This is a genomic window from Nocardia sp. NPDC050175 (genome assembly GCF_044459885.1).
Classification (GTDB): Bacteria; Actinomycetota; Actinomycetes; order Mycobacteriales; family Mycobacteriaceae; genus Nocardia.
Genome location: NZ_JBITJI010000003.1, coordinates 483,605 through 499,595 on the forward strand (window position 1 = coordinate 483,605; position 15,991 = coordinate 499,595).

At 68.0% G+C, this 15,991-nt stretch carries 14 protein-coding genes; 7 read left to right on the forward strand and 7 right to left on the reverse strand.

Features of this window, described 5'->3' with window-relative positions:
• Window positions 1-90 precede the first annotated feature (90 nt).
• From ACIBK2_RS13220 to ACIBK2_RS13235, 4 genes are all read left to right on the forward strand, one after another.
• Complete coding sequence (locus ACIBK2_RS13220; protein ID WP_396966758.1) at window positions 91-1,812, forward strand: peptidoglycan DD-metalloendopeptidase family protein; 1,722 nt, start codon at window positions 91-93, stop codon at window positions 1,810-1,812.
• Window positions 1,813-1,985: 173 nt separating this feature from the next.
• Window positions 1,986-2,513, forward strand: a complete 528-nt coding sequence (locus ACIBK2_RS13225) for a hypothetical protein (RefSeq protein ID WP_396966760.1) — start codon at window positions 1,986-1,988, stop codon at window positions 2,511-2,513.
• Between the two features lie 39 nt (window positions 2,514-2,552).
• Window positions 2,553-4,388: a type IV secretory system conjugative DNA transfer family protein gene (locus ACIBK2_RS13230; protein WP_396966762.1), complete on the forward strand. Its 1,836-nt coding sequence runs from the start codon at window positions 2,553-2,555 to the stop codon at window positions 4,386-4,388.
• A gap of 73 nt (window positions 4,389-4,461) precedes the next feature.
• The gene (locus ACIBK2_RS13235) at window positions 4,462-4,848 is read left to right on the forward strand and encodes a DUF4913 domain-containing protein (RefSeq protein WP_223885542.1); all 387 of its coding nucleotides are present in this window, start codon (window positions 4,462-4,464) and stop codon (window positions 4,846-4,848) included.
• 57 nt (window positions 4,849-4,905) lie between these two features.
• On the opposite strand, the gene ACIBK2_RS13240 is transcribed toward ACIBK2_RS13235, so the two are convergent.
• On the reverse strand, window positions 4,906-5,460 hold the full coding sequence (locus ACIBK2_RS13240) for a hypothetical protein (RefSeq protein ID WP_364731806.1): 555 nt from the start codon (window positions 5,458-5,460) through the stop codon (window positions 4,906-4,908).
• A gap of 400 nt (window positions 5,461-5,860) precedes the next feature.
• Window positions 5,861-6,736, reverse strand: coding sequence for a peptidylprolyl isomerase (locus ACIBK2_RS13245; RefSeq protein ID WP_396966764.1), 876 nt, complete (start codon window positions 6,734-6,736; stop codon window positions 5,861-5,863).
• A gap of 185 nt (window positions 6,737-6,921) precedes the next feature.
• Between ACIBK2_RS13245 and hisS the strand changes: the two genes are divergently transcribed.
• From hisS to ACIBK2_RS13260, 3 genes are all read left to right on the forward strand, one after another.
• The gene (gene hisS / locus ACIBK2_RS13250) at window positions 6,922-8,199 is read left to right on the forward strand and encodes a histidine--tRNA ligase (RefSeq protein ID WP_396966766.1); all 1,278 of its coding nucleotides are present in this window, start codon (window positions 6,922-6,924) and stop codon (window positions 8,197-8,199) included.
• A 196-nt stretch (window positions 8,200-8,395) separates the two neighbouring features.
• Window positions 8,396-9,043 (forward strand): hypothetical protein, encoded by a 648-nt coding sequence (locus ACIBK2_RS13255; RefSeq protein WP_396966768.1) that lies wholly within the window; start codon window positions 8,396-8,398, stop codon window positions 9,041-9,043.
• Window positions 9,044-9,503: 460 nt separating this feature from the next.
• Window positions 9,504-10,514 (forward strand): malate dehydrogenase, encoded by a 1,011-nt coding sequence (locus ACIBK2_RS13260; protein WP_396966770.1) that lies wholly within the window; start codon window positions 9,504-9,506, stop codon window positions 10,512-10,514.
• An 8-nt stretch (window positions 10,515-10,522) separates the two neighbouring features.
• Here the strand turns inward: ACIBK2_RS13260 and ACIBK2_RS13265 are convergent, their stop codons facing one another.
• The 5 genes from ACIBK2_RS13265 to ACIBK2_RS13285 all read right to left on the reverse strand — a co-directional run bounded on the left by ACIBK2_RS13265 (window position 10,523) and on the right by ACIBK2_RS13285 (window position 15,985).
• Window positions 10,523-11,602: a 2-oxoacid:ferredoxin oxidoreductase subunit beta gene (locus ACIBK2_RS13265; protein WP_396966772.1), complete on the reverse strand. Its 1,080-nt coding sequence runs from the start codon at window positions 11,600-11,602 to the stop codon at window positions 10,523-10,525.
• Complete coding sequence (locus ACIBK2_RS13270; RefSeq protein ID WP_396966774.1) at window positions 11,599-13,551, reverse strand: 2-oxoacid:acceptor oxidoreductase subunit alpha; 1,953 nt, start codon at window positions 13,549-13,551, stop codon at window positions 11,599-11,601. The genes ACIBK2_RS13265 and ACIBK2_RS13270 overlap by 4 nt, the downstream gene beginning before the upstream one ends.
• A 132-nt stretch (window positions 13,552-13,683) precedes the next feature.
• Window positions 13,684-14,700 carry an Rv2578c family radical SAM protein gene (locus tag ACIBK2_RS13275; RefSeq protein ID WP_396966776.1) on the reverse strand — a complete coding sequence of 339 codons (1,017 nt, stop codon included), beginning with the start codon at window positions 14,698-14,700 and terminating at the stop codon, window positions 13,684-13,686.
• A gap of 75 nt (window positions 14,701-14,775) precedes the next feature.
• Window positions 14,776-15,360 (reverse strand): helix-turn-helix domain-containing protein, encoded by a 585-nt coding sequence (locus tag ACIBK2_RS13280; protein WP_396966778.1) that lies wholly within the window; start codon window positions 15,358-15,360, stop codon window positions 14,776-14,778.
• Window positions 15,361-15,412: 52 nt separating this feature from the next.
• Window positions 15,413-15,985, reverse strand: coding sequence for a PadR family transcriptional regulator (locus ACIBK2_RS13285; protein ID WP_396966780.1), 573 nt, complete (start codon window positions 15,983-15,985; stop codon window positions 15,413-15,415).
• Window positions 15,986-15,991 lie beyond the last annotated feature (6 nt).

Sequence of the window (15,991 nt, forward strand, 5' to 3'; positions counted from 1 at the left end):
CCGGATGGCGGGCGCCTTGGGGCGGTCTGACCGACTGAAGGGCGCCTTCGGTCGGGTGTGGGGCGGGGGGCCGGGGGCGGCGGGGGTGCGGTGACCGGGAAGGCGCTGTTGTGGGGGGCGCTGGGGGCGGTGCTTGCGTTGATGACGCTGGTGGTGGTGATTGTGCTGCCGTCGGTGGATGATCCGTGTGAGGGCTCGTCGCTATTCGCCACCCCATCGAACTTGCCGCCGCTCGGCGGTTACCCGCCGGGTGATCCGCGCGCGAATCCGTCAGGGACACCGGCGAATCCGACCAGTGCCGCGTATCCGTTCGGCACCACGGCGAGTCCGGCCGCAGCGGCACCGTCGGGGCCGCAGGCGAATCCGACCAGTGCCGGTGCGCCGTCGCTGGCCGCGGGTGCCGGACCGATCCGCCGCACCATGCCGCTGGCCAAGGGCACCTTCACGGTGTCGGACGTGTTCGGCGCGCGCGGCGGCACCCACCTCGGCGTCGACCTGGCCGCCGCCGACGGCACCACCATCTACTCGGTGTCCGACGGCCGAGTGGTAGCCGCCGGTCCCGCATCGGGTTTCGGCAACTGGGTCGTCGTCGACTCGGTGGACACCAACGGCCGCGCCTACTCCGCCGTCTACGGCCACATGTGGGACACCGGGGTGCACGTGCGCGTCGGCGACACGGTGACCGCGGGTCAGCCCATCGCCCAGGTCGGCTCCGCAGGCGAATCCAGCGGCCCGCACCTGCATTTCGAGATCGTCCCCGGCGGCCGGTTCACCGGCGGACGCCAGATCGACCCGCTGCCTTGGCTGGACGGTGCGCCGACGCCGGATGTCGGTGGCGCGCAAGCCTATTCCAGCGATCCGCGGTGCAGTCGTGGCTTCGGTAGCGCGGGTGGCGCGCTCGCTGCGGGCAAGGTGCCGCCGGAACTCGAAATCTGGTATCGCCGTGCGGGTTCCCTCTGCCCGCAGATCACCCCCTCGTTGCTCGCCGCGCAGGGCAAGCAGGAATCCGGCTTCCGCCGCGGCGCCACCTCGCCCGCGGGCGCGCAGGGGCTGGCGCAGTTCCTGCCGAGCACCGCGGTCAGCGTCGACCCGGATGACGGTCAGCCCTACGTGATCGACGCCGACGGCAACGGCACCGCCAGCCTCTGGGACGACGGTGACGCGATCATCGGGCAGGGCCGCTACATGTGCGCCATCGCGCACAAGATCGTGCAGTGGGAGGCCGACGGCAAGGTGCGCGGCGACGTCACCGCGTTGACCCTGGCCGCCTACAACGCCGGCGAGGGCGCGGTGCTCGCGTCCGGCGGCATGCCGAATCAGGTGGCGGCGCACCTGTCCGAGACCCAGCCCTACGTGGCGAACATCCTCGCGATGGAGGCGCAGTTCCGCGCGCCCGGTGCGCTCGGCCGGTTCGATCCGAAGGAGGGCGGCGGCGGCAATCAGATCGTCGAGGCCGCGCACGACTGGCTCGGACAGCCTTACGTGTGGGGCGGCGGCGGGCCGGAGGGGCCCAGCGGCGGCGGTATGGACGGGCCCGGCCTGACCTCGGCCGCGGTGTTCGCGGCCTCGTCCGGCTCGGTGACGTTGCCGCGCACCGCCGAACAGCAGTGGGAGGCCGGGGTCGAGGTGCCGATGGGCAAGATTCAGGAGGGGGATCTGGTGTTCAGCGCGTTCGGGCCGCGCGGACCCGCGCAGGTCGGCATCTACTCCGGCAACGGACGGATGATTCAGGCCGTGCCCGGAATTCGTGGTGGCGGTGGGGTCGGTGAGGTGCAAGTGCCGGGAGACAGCCGGGCGAGGAGGGTGTTGTGAGCTCCCGATCCGAACACGCGACGTCGGGACTGCCGAAGTGTCGGTCCATGCGGCTAGCCTGGAATGACGGCGGCGCGAACGACGGGCCCGGAGGCGGTAGCTTGCGTAACCACGCAGGGCCCCGAGAGCGCCGCCCATCAAATACAGCACAGGTACGCGCGAAACTGGTGGTGATGCTGGTGGTGAGCGTCGCGATGCTGGGTGCGGCCTGTAGTAGCGGAGACGGCGGCGACGCGGGATCCGGTGGGGCGCACCCGGCCACGTCAACGACCCGGCTGCTCGAGGGTGTGCCCGCACCCGACCCGGTCACGCCCGACGGTGTCGCGGTGGCCGCGTTGAAGGAGATCTACACCTGGCAGCCTGCCACCGAGACCCAGGGCGCGTCGCTGGCGCGTGCTCGGAAGTGGTTGGGCCCCAGCCTGATTCGCGTGCTGGACGGCACGCCGACCGGGCTGGAGACCCCCAAGGCGACGCTGCAGTGGGCGGATTGGGCCACCGCGAAGGCGACCGTCGAGGCGTTCACCTTCGCCTCCGGCGAGAAGGCGCCGAGCGGTGGCGATCCGAACCTGCAGCAGTTCAAGATCGGGATCGAGCAGACCGTCGTCTACCCGAACGGCCGCAAGGAACCGTTGCCGCCCGCGACGGTGATCGCCACCGTGGTGCGCACCCCCGACGGCTGGCGGCTCGACGCGTTCCGCTGAACACCAAGACATTTCCCGTACCGAAATTAGGAGGCAGCCATGGCGAAGAAGGTGGTGAAGGATCCGGCCGCGGTCGGGCCGGACACGACCATGATCATGCTGTACGCCGGCATCGCCGTGGTGGCCACGCTCTGGATCGCGCTGCACCTCGGCAACATGCTCGCGGTGACCCCGCAGTCCATCCCGATCAACCCGATCGCCATCGTCGCGGATCTGGTCAGGGGCAAACTGCATTGGCCGCGCGCGTCCACGGTGATCGTGCTGCTCGTGGTGGTGGCGCTGGTGGCATGGGTGGTCGTCCGCAAGCGGCTGGCGAAGCGCAAGACGATCGGCGTGCTCCCGGTGGACGAGAAGGCCGACGTGATGGGTCAGGGCAGCGCGATCGCCCACCTCACCGCGAAGGGCGTGCGGGAGAAGGCGAAGCAGCTCGGGGTGCGACTCGGTAGCGAGGACGTGCCCGGCGTGCCGATCGGCATCGGGATCGCCGACAACGAGATGCTGTACGGCTCCTACGAGGATCTGCACCTGGACATCTGGGGCCCGCGCCAGGGCAAGTCGACCTCGCGGGTGATCCCGGCGATCCTCACCGCGATCGGCCCGGTGCTGGCCACCTCGAACAAGCGCGACGTGGTGGACGCGACGCGAGATGTGCGGGAGGCCAAGGGCAGTCCCACGTTCGTCTTCGACCCGCAGGGCGTCGCAGGCGAGGAGCCGAGCTGGTTCTGGGATCCGCTGGCCTGGGTGGACGCGCGCCGTGAGGGGTGCGAGATGCGCGCGGCGCGGCTGGCCGGGCACTTCGCCGACGGCGACGACGGCTCCGACGCGAAGACCGACGCGTTCTTCGATCCGGAGGCCGAGGATCTGCTGGCCGGTCTGTTCCTGGCCGCGGCCGTCGGCGACCGCAACGGCAGCAGGCCGATCGTGCAGGTGTGGGAATGGGTGACCAACCCCGGCGACACCGAGCCCATCGAGCTGTTGCGCGCGGCCCGGCACCACTACACGGCCTCGGGTCTGGCGTCCCAGTACAACGCCGACTTGCGCACGCGCAGTGGCATTTTCGGCACCGCGAAGAAGATGATCCGCTGCCTCAAACTGTCCAACGTGCACCCGTGGATCACCAGGGGCGGCGACCGTCGCGAGTTCGACGAGCTGGAGTTCATCGAACGCAACGGCACCCTGTACAGCCTGTCGCTGGAGGGCCGCGGGTCGGCGGCGCCGCTGGTGAGCGCGCTCACCGAGGCCGTGATCGACGTGGCCATGCGCAAGGCCTCGCAGTCCCTCGGCGGTCGGCTGCCCATCCCGCTGCTCGCGGTGCTGGACGAGGCCGCGAACGTGGTGCGCTGGAAGGATCTGCCCAAGCAGTACAGCCACTTCGGCTCGCGCGGCATCGTCGTGATGACCGTGCTGCAGTCGTGGGCGCAGGGCGTGCGCTGCTGGGGCGAGCCCGGCATGAACGCGCTGTGGGCCGCCGCGAACATCAAGGTGCTCGGCAGTGGGGTTGACGACACCAACTTCCTGCGCGAGCGGTCCGAGGCGATCGGCGACTACGAGGTGGTCTCGGCCTCGGTGTCGGAATCCTCTGGCGGCAAGAGCTATTCGCGTTCGCTCGGCTCGTCGAAGACGTTCAGCGTGCAGGCGCTTGCCCAGTTGCCGCGCGGTCGCGTGATCGTCTTCCCGTCCGGCGCGCCGCCGGTGTTGGTTCGCACCGTTCCCTGGTGGGAGGGCGAGTACGCTGCCGAGGTGACGAAGTCCATCTCGCACCATGATCCGCAGCGCAAGACGGAGATCGGTGACCTGATGCCGGGCACGCCTTCGCTGAGCAAGGGCACCCCGCCGCCGGAATACGGGAAGATCGAGGAGGTCAGGCCACTGTGAGTGGGCGCAGCGAGCGAGCCTCGGACGCAGCACTATTGGTCGTGACGGGGTCGAGCGCCAGTGAGGCGCGGTCATGACCGAACAGCAGCAGCAACCGATGATCTACGCCAGTGTGGTGGAGTTCGTCGAGAACTATCTGAGCCTGGTGTACCGGCGCCAGGTCACCGATCTCAGCGACACGGTGTGGTGCCCGGAGTGGTGGCAGCACGCCGAGGCGATCGCCCGCCTGGACGCGATGTGGCGGGCCTGGGAGCACTTCCGGCTCGACGGGGCAACGGGATTGAGCGTGTGGTTCCTCGATCACGCCGACCCGCACATGGCCAAGCTGTTCGATCCCAAGGGGCCGTTCAAGTACTGCAGCGTGCGCAACGGGCACAAGGACATGCTCAGCCCGCTGCCGTTGAAGTCGCCGCAGCACGGGATGTTCGGTGACCCGACCATCGGTGACTTCCGGATGTAGCTCGCGGCACGAAAAGCAAACGCCCGCTTGATAAGCGGGCGTTTTCCTTTGCGTCTGCTAGCGGGTGCGTTCCAAGCCGCGGGACTCTTGCTCGCGTGCCCTGGTGACCGCCGGTGCCTCTTCGGGCCGGGTACGCACCGCCTCGATCGGCGGCTGCGCCTGGCCTACTTCGATCAACATCCGTACCGCGGCGAGTTCCGGCGCGACACCCATTTTCGCCAGATGCGCGGCGATCGCCATGCGACGTTCGGGGGAGTCGTACTGCAGCACCGGCGGCTTGGCGTGTGCCGCGGCGGCGATGCCCGCCATGCGGGTCGCCTCGGCCTGGGCCGTGAAACGGTCCTTCTCCAGCGACACACCGCGTTCCGGGATCGGCTTCTCGATCATCCGGGCCAGTTCGGTGTTGCGCGGGTCCTTGGCCTTCGAGTCGCGGGCCTCGCGGATCTGCATCTCGCGGGCCTCTTTCATGCGGGCCTCGGTGACCTTGACGCGCGCTTCGGCTTCTTTTTGACCACGCTCGCGGGTCCGCAGCGCGACCAGGGTCGCAAGCTGCAACATAGTCCTCATCATGGCCGCTGTCTCGCGGCCGATGTCGTCCAGTTCCTCGGACATGGCTGCTCCCCGATGCTGCAGTGATCACTATGGATGTTGTGGTGCTTCGTCTGGACACCGCCAGGGGACTGTAGTCCGTCCGACGATGCCCCGGCTGCAAACGTGGACACCGGGAGAACTCGTGTCGCCGCATTCCCTTGCTCGGGGGTCGCCCGTTTGAGGGGTTGCCACGCTACGCGAACTCCGTGTTTCGAGGTTACCCGAGAAAGCACTGTCGCAACCGTACGGCCGTGCCGCTTATCAGCATATATCGCACAATTCCGACAGTCTTGGTAACTCGCCGGACGAAATCCGGTCTCAGCCAACCCTTACCGAAGGATTAGGGTGCCCTTCATCGGCGCGACACGTGTCGGGCCCCGCACCGACGAATCAGCGCGGGGCCCGAACGGTTTTCGCGGTCTCAGTCGATCCGGACCGACTGGATGTCGACCGGCTGGCTCGGCTTGCCGTCGCCGGGGCCGTTGGAGTTGTCCTGGCCCGCCTTCGCGATCTTGTCCAGGGTGCCCATGCTGTTGTCGTCGACCGTGCCGAAGATGGTGTAGTTCGGCGGCAGCTGGGAATCGCCGTAGACGATGAAGAACTGGCTGCCATTGGTGCCTGGACCCGCGTTCGCCATGGCGAGCGTGCCGCGCTTGTACGCGATGGGCTGCTGGGCGGCCGTCGGATTGTTGGCGTCGAGCTGATCGGTCGGGTACTCGTTGTCGAACTCGTAGCCCGGTCCGCCCATGCCGCTCGCGGTCGGGTCACCGCACTGCAGCACCTTCAGGCCGTCGCTCGCGGTCATCCGGTGGCAGCTGGTGCCGTCGAAGAACTTCTGCGAGGCCAGGCTGACGAAACTGTTCACCGTGCATGGTGATTCGGCGTTGTTCAAGGTCAGGCCGATGGGACCCTGATTGGTCTCCATGCTGATGCTGACCTTGGCGTCGTTGCCGGTGGTGGGGATGCCGTCGGCCTTCACCGGCTTGGTGGCCGGCTTGTCGGCGGGCTTCTGGCTGTCCTTGTAGACGCAGTTGACCATCGCCGGCTTGGCCGCCGCCGCGGGCGGTGCCGCCGCGGACGGTGCGCTGTTCGACTGGGTCGCGTCCTTGGCGTCGGAGCTGTCGTCGCCCTTGGTCAGGAAATACACGCCGGATATCGCCGCGACCAAAACGACAACACCGAGCACCGACCCGGCGATCGTGAGTTGCTTGCGCCTGCGTGCGCGCTCGGCCCGGTTGGCGAGCTGGCGCTCCAACTTGCGTTTCGCCGCTGCTCGCCGCTGTTCGTTGCTCGGCACTACCACGTTCCTCCCGTGTCCGGTTGTTACGGCATGAGAGTCTGCCATTTATTCCTGAGACTGCCCGACACTTCCTGAGAGCGGTGCGCCTCACACCCGGTAGGAAGCGCGCATAACGGACAACGACGGGCCAAGGGCATAACCGGTTGGACTTGACAGGGCGTGGTGGTGAAAACTGGACCATCGTGACCAAGACCAGCAGCTTTTCCGCCCCGAAGGGGGTCCCGGACTACGTGCCGCCCGGCTCGGCCGAATTCGTCGCGGTACGCGACGGACTGATTCGCGCCGCCCGACTGGCCGGGTACGGACATATCGAGCTGCCGGTTTTCGAAGACACCGGGCTGTTCGCCCGCGGCGTCGGCGAGTCGACCGACGTGGTCAGCAAGGAGATGTACACCTTCCCCGATCGTGGCGATCGCAGCGTGACGCTGCGCCCCGAGGGGACCGCGGGTGTGATGCGGGCCGTAATCGAGCACGGGCTCGATCGCGGGCAGCTTCCGGTGAAGTTGGTCTACAACGGGCCGTTCTTCCGTTACGAGCGCCCTCAGGCCGGTAGGTACCGGCAGCTACAGCAGGTCGGCATCGAGGCGATCGGCGTGGACGACCCCGCGCTGGACGCCGAGGTGATCGCGATCGCCGACGCGGGCTTCCGCGGGCTCGGGCTCGAAGGTTTCCGGCTGGAGCTCACCTCGCTCGGCGACGAGACCTGCCGTCCGCAGTATCGGGAACTGTTGCAGGAGTTCCTGTTCGGGCTGCCGCTCGACGAGGAGACCAAGCGGCGGGCCGAGCTCAATCCGCTGCGGGTGCTCGACGACAAGCGGCCCGAGGTCCGCGAGATGACCGCGGACGCGCCGTTGATGATCGATCACCTCTCCGAATCCGCCAAGACGCACTTCGATCAGGTGCTCGGGTACCTGGACGCGCTGGCGGTGCCGTACGTGGTGAACCCGCGGATGGTGCGTGGGCTCGACTACTACACCAAGACCACGTTCGAGTTCGTGCACGACGGGCTCGGGGCGCAGTCGGGGATCGGTGGCGGCGGGCGTTACGACGGGCTGATGGCTCAGCTCGGCGGACAACCGTTGTCCGGCATCGGATTCGGGCTCGGCGTCGATCGGACCGTGCTCGCATTGCAGGCCGAAGGCAAGACCGCGGGCGAGGCCGCGCGTTGCGAGGTGTTCGGGGTGCCGCTGGGCGATGCCGCCAAGCAGCGACTGGTGGTGCTTGCCGCGCAACTGCGTTCGGCGGGGATCAGTGTCGATTTGGCCTACGGCGGGCGTGGCGTGAAGGGCGCGATGAAAGCGGCCGACCGGTCCGGTGCGAAGTTCACCCTGGTGCTCGGGGATCGCGATCTTACCGAGGAGACAATCGGATTGAAGGATATGGCAACCGGGGAACAGCGCCAGATCCCGATCGACGAGGCGATCGTCGCGATTCGCGAGGCGCTCGACGTTTCGTCCTAGGTCGAGGAACCGGGGGCAGCGGTGTCGTCCAAACAGGGGGGCTCGGTTCGGCTTTCGTCGTCGCACGGGTCACCGGGGCGCCGTCGTCGGAATGATCCTCAGGGACAACGTCCCAGAAGGGCGCACTCGACCGGCGGTACGGGGGTAACGTAACTGCGCGCGCGACGTGGCGCCGTAGTCACGGAGAGGTGGGCCTGTGTCGTCGAATGCTGGTGAGCAGCACACGGATCCACCCGTCGGGCTCGACCTCGTCGCGCCCGAGATGTACGCGCCGATGCTCCGTCGGCTGGCGCTGGCCGCCGCGGGCATCGGTATCGGCGCCGCGCTGCTGGCCGCGACCGTGGTCAGCTGGCCGATCGCGGTGGCCATCGGATTGGTCGTCGGCGCGCCAACCGTCGGCTATGCGGTTGCCCTGCGCCGGCGTCGAATGTGGATGGCGGGCACCGTGATCCACGCCCGCCGCGTCTTCGGTGAGCGTCAGGTCGAGGTGTCCGCCGCCACCGGCGTCGAGGTCCTGATCTTCCCCGCCCGGCTCAGCCGCATCGTGCTCCGCGTCACCGCAGGCGAAATCTCCCAGATCATTCCCCTGGCCATGTACACCGACGCGGGCAGCGGCCGCGAAATGCACCTACTCGGCCTCCGCCGCCTGGCCGACGCCCTGGCCACCAGCCAACTGGCCGCCGCCGTAGCCGTCTCGTCCCTCCTGGTCCATCAACTGCGCGCCGAAGCCCGCGACGCCGGCCTCCCCGAACGGCCTCTCTACCGCGCCGTCCAAATGGCCCGCACCAAAGACGCCGTCTCCCCGGTAGTCCTCACCGATGGCGAGGTCGCCGCCCTCACCTGATCTTCGCCGCGCACATCGTCGCCCGCCGCGCACGTAATCGCTGGCAACTCGGTGCGCGCGACGCGAATACGTGCGCAGCACGAGCCGATCGGCTTGCCACTGATAGTCGTGGAGTCGACGCACACGTCGGCGTCCGCGCGCCTGTTTTCGCCCTACGCGTACGAAATTGCGGGCAATTCTGTGCGCACGAGGCCAGTTCGCGAGCGGCGCTGACACCGGCGGATGGTCGCGCCGTCGCCGGAGGTGCCGCCCTGCTGCGCATGGTGTCGCTTGCCGCGCGCGGTTTCGCGGGTCGCGCATGTCTTTGCTGGCGAATTCGTGCGCGGGAGGAGAAGGTGTGCGCGGCGGGTGGGGTGGGGTGTTCGGGAGTGACTGTCGTGTTGCTCACCGTCTAGTTTCGAGGGTGGAGAGAGTCGATAGGGTGAGATTCGAGAGTCCGCCTATCGCTAGGAGTTTTGTCGTGAACACCGCAGCTCGGACCGCGCCTGTGACCGTTGCCGTGACCGGAGGGGCCGGGCAGATCGCCTACGGGCTGCTGTTCCGGATCGCGTCCGGGGCGATGCTCGGTGCGGATACTCCGGTGCGGTTGCGGTTGCTGGAGATTCCGGCCGCGGTGTCGTCGCTGGAGGGGGTGGCGATGGAGTTGGAGGACGGGGCGTTTCCGCTGTTGGAGTCCATCGACATCAGTGACGATCCGTGGGTGGGGTTCTCCGGTGCGAACGTCGCGGTGCTGGTGGGTGCCCGGCCGCGGACGGCGGGGATGGAACGGTCGGATCTGCTGGCCGCCAACGGGACGATCTTCACCGAGCAGGGCGCCGCGATCAACGCGAGTGCCGCCGATGATGTGAAGGTGCTCGTGGTCGGTAATCCCGCGAACACGAACGCGTTCATCGCGATGAACAACGCACCCGACGTTCCGGCCGAGCGGTTCACCGCGATGACCCGCCTCGACCACAATCGCGCGATCGCGCAGCTGGCCAAGAAGACCGGCGCACCCGCGGCCGACATCGCGCGAGTTGCCATCTGGGGCAACCACTCCGCGACCCAGTTCCCGGACATCGCGCACGCCACCATCGACGGCCGCCCGGCCCTCGACCGCATCGGCGACCAGGCGTGGCTGACCGATGACTTCATCCCCACCGTGCAGCAGCGCGGCACCGCGATCATCCAGGCCCGCGGCGCTTCCTCGGCCGCCAGCGCGGCCAGCGCCGCCCTCGACCACATCCACGACTGGGTCCGCGGCACCGCGCCCGGCGATTGGGTCTCGATGGCCGTCCCGTCCGACGGTTCCTACGGCGTCCCTGAGGGCCTGATCAGCTCGTTCCCTGTCACCTGCGCCGACGGCACCTACACGATCGTCCCCGACCTGCCGATCGACGACTTCGCCCGCACCCGCATCGACGCCAGCGTCGCCGAACTCACCCAGGAGCGCGACGCCGTCATCGACCTCGGCTTCGCCAAGCGCGCCTGAACTTTTCGCTAGTCGATGGTCCAGGTTTCCTGGCCGGAGAGCAGGGACTGCAGTGAGTCCTGCTCGACTGGCTTGCGTTCCCGCGCCATCGTCGTCTGCGCGCGCACGCCGTCGTCGTACGTCGGTCGGCTGACGCTGCGGAAGATGCCGGTAACGACGTGGTCCAGGCCCTGGTCGGAGAGTCGGGAGAGGGCGTAGGCGTACTCGGGGTTGTCGGTGTAGGCGTCGTGCACGACTATGTCGGATTCGGCGACGGTGTCGGTGCTGACCATCTGGAGGCCGAAACCGCTTTGTACGACGGCGAATTCGCCCTCGGCACCGAAACGGATCGGCGCACCGTGGTGCAGCGGGACGAGGTGGGTGGCGGCGTTCTCGCGGCGCAGAGCGTCGAACGCGCCGTCGTTGAAAATCGGGCAGTCCTGCAGGATTTCGACGAACGAGGTGCCGCGGTGTTCGGCGGCGGCGCGCAGCACCTCGGTCAGGCCCGCGCGGTCGGAGTCCAAAGCCCTTGCGGCGAAGGTGGCTTCGGCGCCGAGCGCGATGGACAGCGTGTTGAACGGGTGGTCCACCGAACCCATCGGGGTCGACTTGGTGACCTTGCCCTCTTCCGAGGTCGGTGAGTACTGGCCCTTGGTGAGCCCGTAGATCCGGTTGTTGAACAACAGGATCGTCATGTTGACGTTGCGGCGCAGCGCGTGCACCAGGTGGTTGCCGCCGATGGACAGCGCGTCGCCGTCGCCGGTCACCACCCAGACCGACAGGTCGGGGCGGGTCACCGCGAGCCCGGTGGCGATGGCGGGCGCGCGGCCGTGGATGGAGTGGATGCCGTACGCCTCGAGGTAGTACGGGAAGCGGCTGGAGCAGCCGATCCCGGAGACGAACATCAGGTTCTCCCTGCGCAATCCGAGCTCGGCGAGGAAGCCGCGCACGGTCGCCAGGATCACGTAGTCACCGCAACCGGGGCACCAGCGCACCTCCTGGTCGGTGGTGAAGTCCTTCACCTTCTGCGGGCCCGGTGCGGTCGGCACGCCGGACAGTCCGGTCAGGCCCAGATCCGTGCCGACAAGCGAGGTTTCCACGATGGTCATTCGGTACCCCCGGTCGTGACGTAGGTGGCCCGCGCTCGGGCGGCGAAGGCCTTGTCCTGTTCCAGCTCCTCGAGCGAGCCGTCCAATGCGGCGTCGATGACCCCGACGAGTTCCTGCGCGGAGAACGCGGTGCCCGCGATCTTGGTCCACGGCCGCACATCGACCAGGTACTTCCCGCGCAACAGCAGCGCGAGCTGGCCGCCGTTCATTTCCGGCGCGACCACCGTGCGATAGCTCCGCAATACTGCACCGAGGTTGGCGGGCAACGGATTCAGATGCCGCAGGTGCGCCTGCGCGACCGGCACGCCACGGCGGCGCGCACGGCGACAGGCCTCGCCGATCGGCCCGTACGAGCTGCCCCAGCCGATGATGAGCAGTTCGGCCCGTCCGTCCGGGTCGTCGACCTCGAGATCGGGCACGCTGATGCCGTCGATCTTGGCCTGCCGCAACCGAACCATCAGTTCATGATTGGCCGGTTCGTAGGAGATGTTGCCGCTGCCGTCGGCCTTCTCCAGGCCGCCGATCCGGTGCGCGCGGCCCTTGGTTCCGGGCACGGCGAGCGGCCTGGCCAGGGTTTCCGGGTCGCGGGCGTAGGGCTGGAACGGATCCGCGTCGTCGCCGTCGGGCTCGAACGCCGGATCGATCGGCGCGAGGTCGGCGACCCGCGGAATCGACCACGGCTCCGAACCATTCGCGATCGAACCGTCGGACAGCAGCAGCACCGGTGTGCGATAGGTGAGCGCGATCCGGGCCGCCTCGACCGCGGTGGCGAAACAGTCGGCGGGGGAGCGCGGCGCGAGCACGGCGACCGGCGATTCGCCGTTGCGCCCGTACAGCGCCTGCAGCAGATCGGCCTGCTCGGTCTTTGTCGGCAGCCCGGTGGATGGTCCGCCGCGCTGCACATCGATCACCAGCAGTGGCAGTTCCGTCATCACCGCGAGACCGATGGTTTCGCTCTTGAGCGCGAGCCCCGGTCCGGAGGTGCTGGTGACGCCGAGCGCGCCGCCGAGCGAAGCACCAAGTGCCGCACCGATTCCCGCGATCTCGTCCTCGGCCTGGAAGGTGGTGACGCCGAAGTTCTTGTGTTTGCTCAGCTCGTGCAGGATGTCCGAGGCCGGGGTGATCGGATAGGTGCCGAGGAAAACCGGCAGGCCTGCCAGCTGACCCGCCGCGACCAGTCCGTACGCGAGCGCGGTATTGCCGGTGATCTGCCGATAGGTGCCTGGCGGCAGTTTCGCGGGTGCGATGTGGTATGTGGTGGCGAAACTTTCGGTGGTCTCGCCGTAGTTCCAGCCCGCCCGGAACGCCAGCACATTGGCCTCGGCGATGTCCGGTTTCGCGGCGAACTTCTCCCGCATGAACTTCTCGGTGCCGCCGATCGGCCGCCCGTACATCCAGGACAGCAGGCCGAGCGCGAACATGTTCTTCGCGCGCTGGCCGTCCTTCTTGCCGACGCCGGTGGACTCGGTGGCGCCGAGGGTGAGCGAGGTCATCTGGACGCGGTGCAGCACGAAGTCCGAGAGGGTGCCGTCGTCGAGCGGGTCGGCGGCGTAGCCGACCTTGGTGAGGTTGCGCTTGGTGAACTCGTCGGTGTTCACGATCACCGTGGCGCCGCGCGGCAGATCCTCCAGGTTGGCCTTCAGCGCGGCCGGATTCATCGCGACGAGCACGTCCGGCTGGTCGCCCGCGGTGAGGATGTCGTAGTCGGCGATCTGGATCTGGAACGACGAAACGCCAGGTAACGTGCCCTGTGGTGCCCTGATCTCGGCGGGGAAGTTGGGCTGGGTGGCGAGGTCGTTGCCGAACGCGGCCGCTTCGTGCGTGAAACGATCACCGGTCAGCTGCATGCCGTCGCCGGAGTCACCGGCGAACCGGATGACCACCTTTTCCAATTTCGCTGCGTCGGCAGTGTTTTGGGCTGTGCCGACCTCGTTGTGATGCGAAACCATCTGCCTGCTTCACTTCCTCGCTCATGAGAGGGGTGCCATCGCCAACGTACTCCGCACCGGGCGGTGCGTCCGCCCGATATGTGAGGTTCACTGGTAATGCGTGAAGTTCACCGGCGGCCGGTGCTCGAGGCGTCAGCCGAACAATGCCAGCTGCGGGTCGGCGGCGTGCGGACTTTCCGGTGGTGTCACCGGTTCCGCCGGTATTTCCCGCTGCAAGGCGTGTCGTTGCAGGAGTGGATCCAGTCGGCCGCGTAGCCAGGTCGCGTACTCGGGCGTCACATAAGCGCCACGGCCGTAGAGCTGACGGTAGCGGCGGACCAGCGCCGGATGCTGCTCGGCGAGCCAGCCGAGGAACCAGCCCCGGGTGGCGCCGCGCAGGTGCATCGGGAAGGCGACGGCCGATTGCGCACCGGCGTCGGCGATCGCGCCGAACAGTCCGTCCAGGTGGTCCTTGCTGTCGGTGAGGTACGGAATCACCGGCGCCACCATGACATTCACGTCGAAACCGGCGTCGGTGAGTGCACGCACCATCTCCAGGCGGGCCTTCGGTGACGGGGTGCCGGTTTCCAGGCTGCGATGCAGGTCCAGATCGAAGATCGCGATCGATACCGCCACGCTGACCCGCACCTCGCGCGCGGCCAGGGTGAGCAGCGGCAGATCGCGGCGCAGCAGGGTGCCCTTGGTGAGGATGGAGAACGGCGTGCCCGAATCGGTGAGGGCGCGAATGATGCCCGGCATCAACCGGTATCGGCCCTCGGCCCGCTGATAGGGGTCGGTATTGGTGCCGAGCGCGACCGGTTCCTGATGCCAGGAGCGCCGGTTGAGTTCCTTGCGCAGCACCGCGGCGATATTCGTCTTCACCACGATCTGTGAGTCGAAATCCTTGCCCGCGTCCAGATCCAGGTACTCGTGGCTCGGGCGGGCGAAGCAGTAGCGGCAGGCGTGTGAGCAGCCGCGCATCGGATTGATCGTCCAGCCGAACGGCAGGCCCGAGCTCTCCGGCATCTTGTTCAGCGCGCTCTTGCACAGCACCTCGTGGAAGGTGATGCCCTCGAACTCGGGCGTTTGCACGGTGCGCGTCAAACCCGCCCGGGTGAGCCCGGGCAGCGCGCCGTCGTCGGCGTTGAGGGTTTGGCTTTGCCACCGCACCGATCCAGTCGAACATATGTTCGGCTGATGTGCAATCTTCTGCGAGTTACCGGCCCAGCGCGCGGTCGGCGAGAGTCAGGCGAGTCGGTAGCGGGCTCTGGTGCGGAGGCGCTTGCCTCGAGGGCCGAGGATGCTGAGGAATTCCACCGGCTCGGTGTCGGCGTTGCCGAACCAGTGCGGCAGTTCGGTGTCGAATTCGGCGACTTCGCCTGCGTTGAGGACGAGGTCTTGGTCGCCGAGTACGGCGCGTAGTCGTCCGCTGACGACATAGAGCCAGTGGTATCCGTCGTGGGAACGCGGTTCGGGTTGGACGTCGTTCGGGCCGCCCGGCAGGACCTGCTTGAACACCTGTAGCCCACCGGGATTGCGCGCCAACGGGATAACGGTCATCCCGTTGCGGAGGAACGGCTGCGGGTACACCCGTGGATCGCCGCTGGCCGGAGCGCCGACGAGTTCATCGAGTGGCATCCGATAGGCCTTCGCCAGCCGCAACAGTAGCCCGAGGCCGGGGTTGCGCTGCCCGGACTCGAGCCGCGACAGCGTGCTGATCGGAATGGCGGTACTCGCCGACAATGCGGTCAATGTGGTCCCCCTGCCGCGGCGTAACCGGCGCAACCGCGGCCCGACCGCAGCCAGTACGGCCTCGAATTCGTCACTCATACGGTCACTGTGCCCAGGGTTTGCCGGTTCCGCAAAGTTAGTTTGCCGATCGTCAAGACGCGGGTTTGTCGTCGGCCATGTCGAACGCGCCTGCCTCGAGGCGGCGGAGTAGGCGGAGGGTCCATTCGGCGCGGGTGTCCGCGGTGTGCAGCCATAGGCCGAGGACTTCGCCGACTGGGCCCCAGGTGTCGAGGTCGGTGCCGGGTGGTAGTTCGCCGGTGACGCTTGCTCGCCACTGTTCCATCGCGTCGGCACGTTGCCGGAGTAGGTCGATGGCCTCGGCGCGGGGGAGGTCATCGATGAGGCCGACGGCGGCGGCGAGCATGTCCATGCGTGGGTCGCGTTGGGAGAGGGCGGTGCGGAGCAGGGCGAAGTACGCCTGGTCGCCCGCGTCGGTGGTCTCGTATTCGATGCGTGGCGGTCCGCCGGTGGTGCTCGGGGTGGTTTCGTGGGCGAGCAGAAGTTCCTCGGCGGTCATGGCTTTGAGTGCGTGGTAGATAGAGCCGGACTTCAGGCTCGCCCACTCGTGGGCGCCCCAGGACTCCAGGTCCGCGCGTACCTGGTAGCCGTGGGCGCGGTCACGGCGTCGGATGGCGCCGAGTACGAGGAGGCGAACCGCGGACATGGGGTC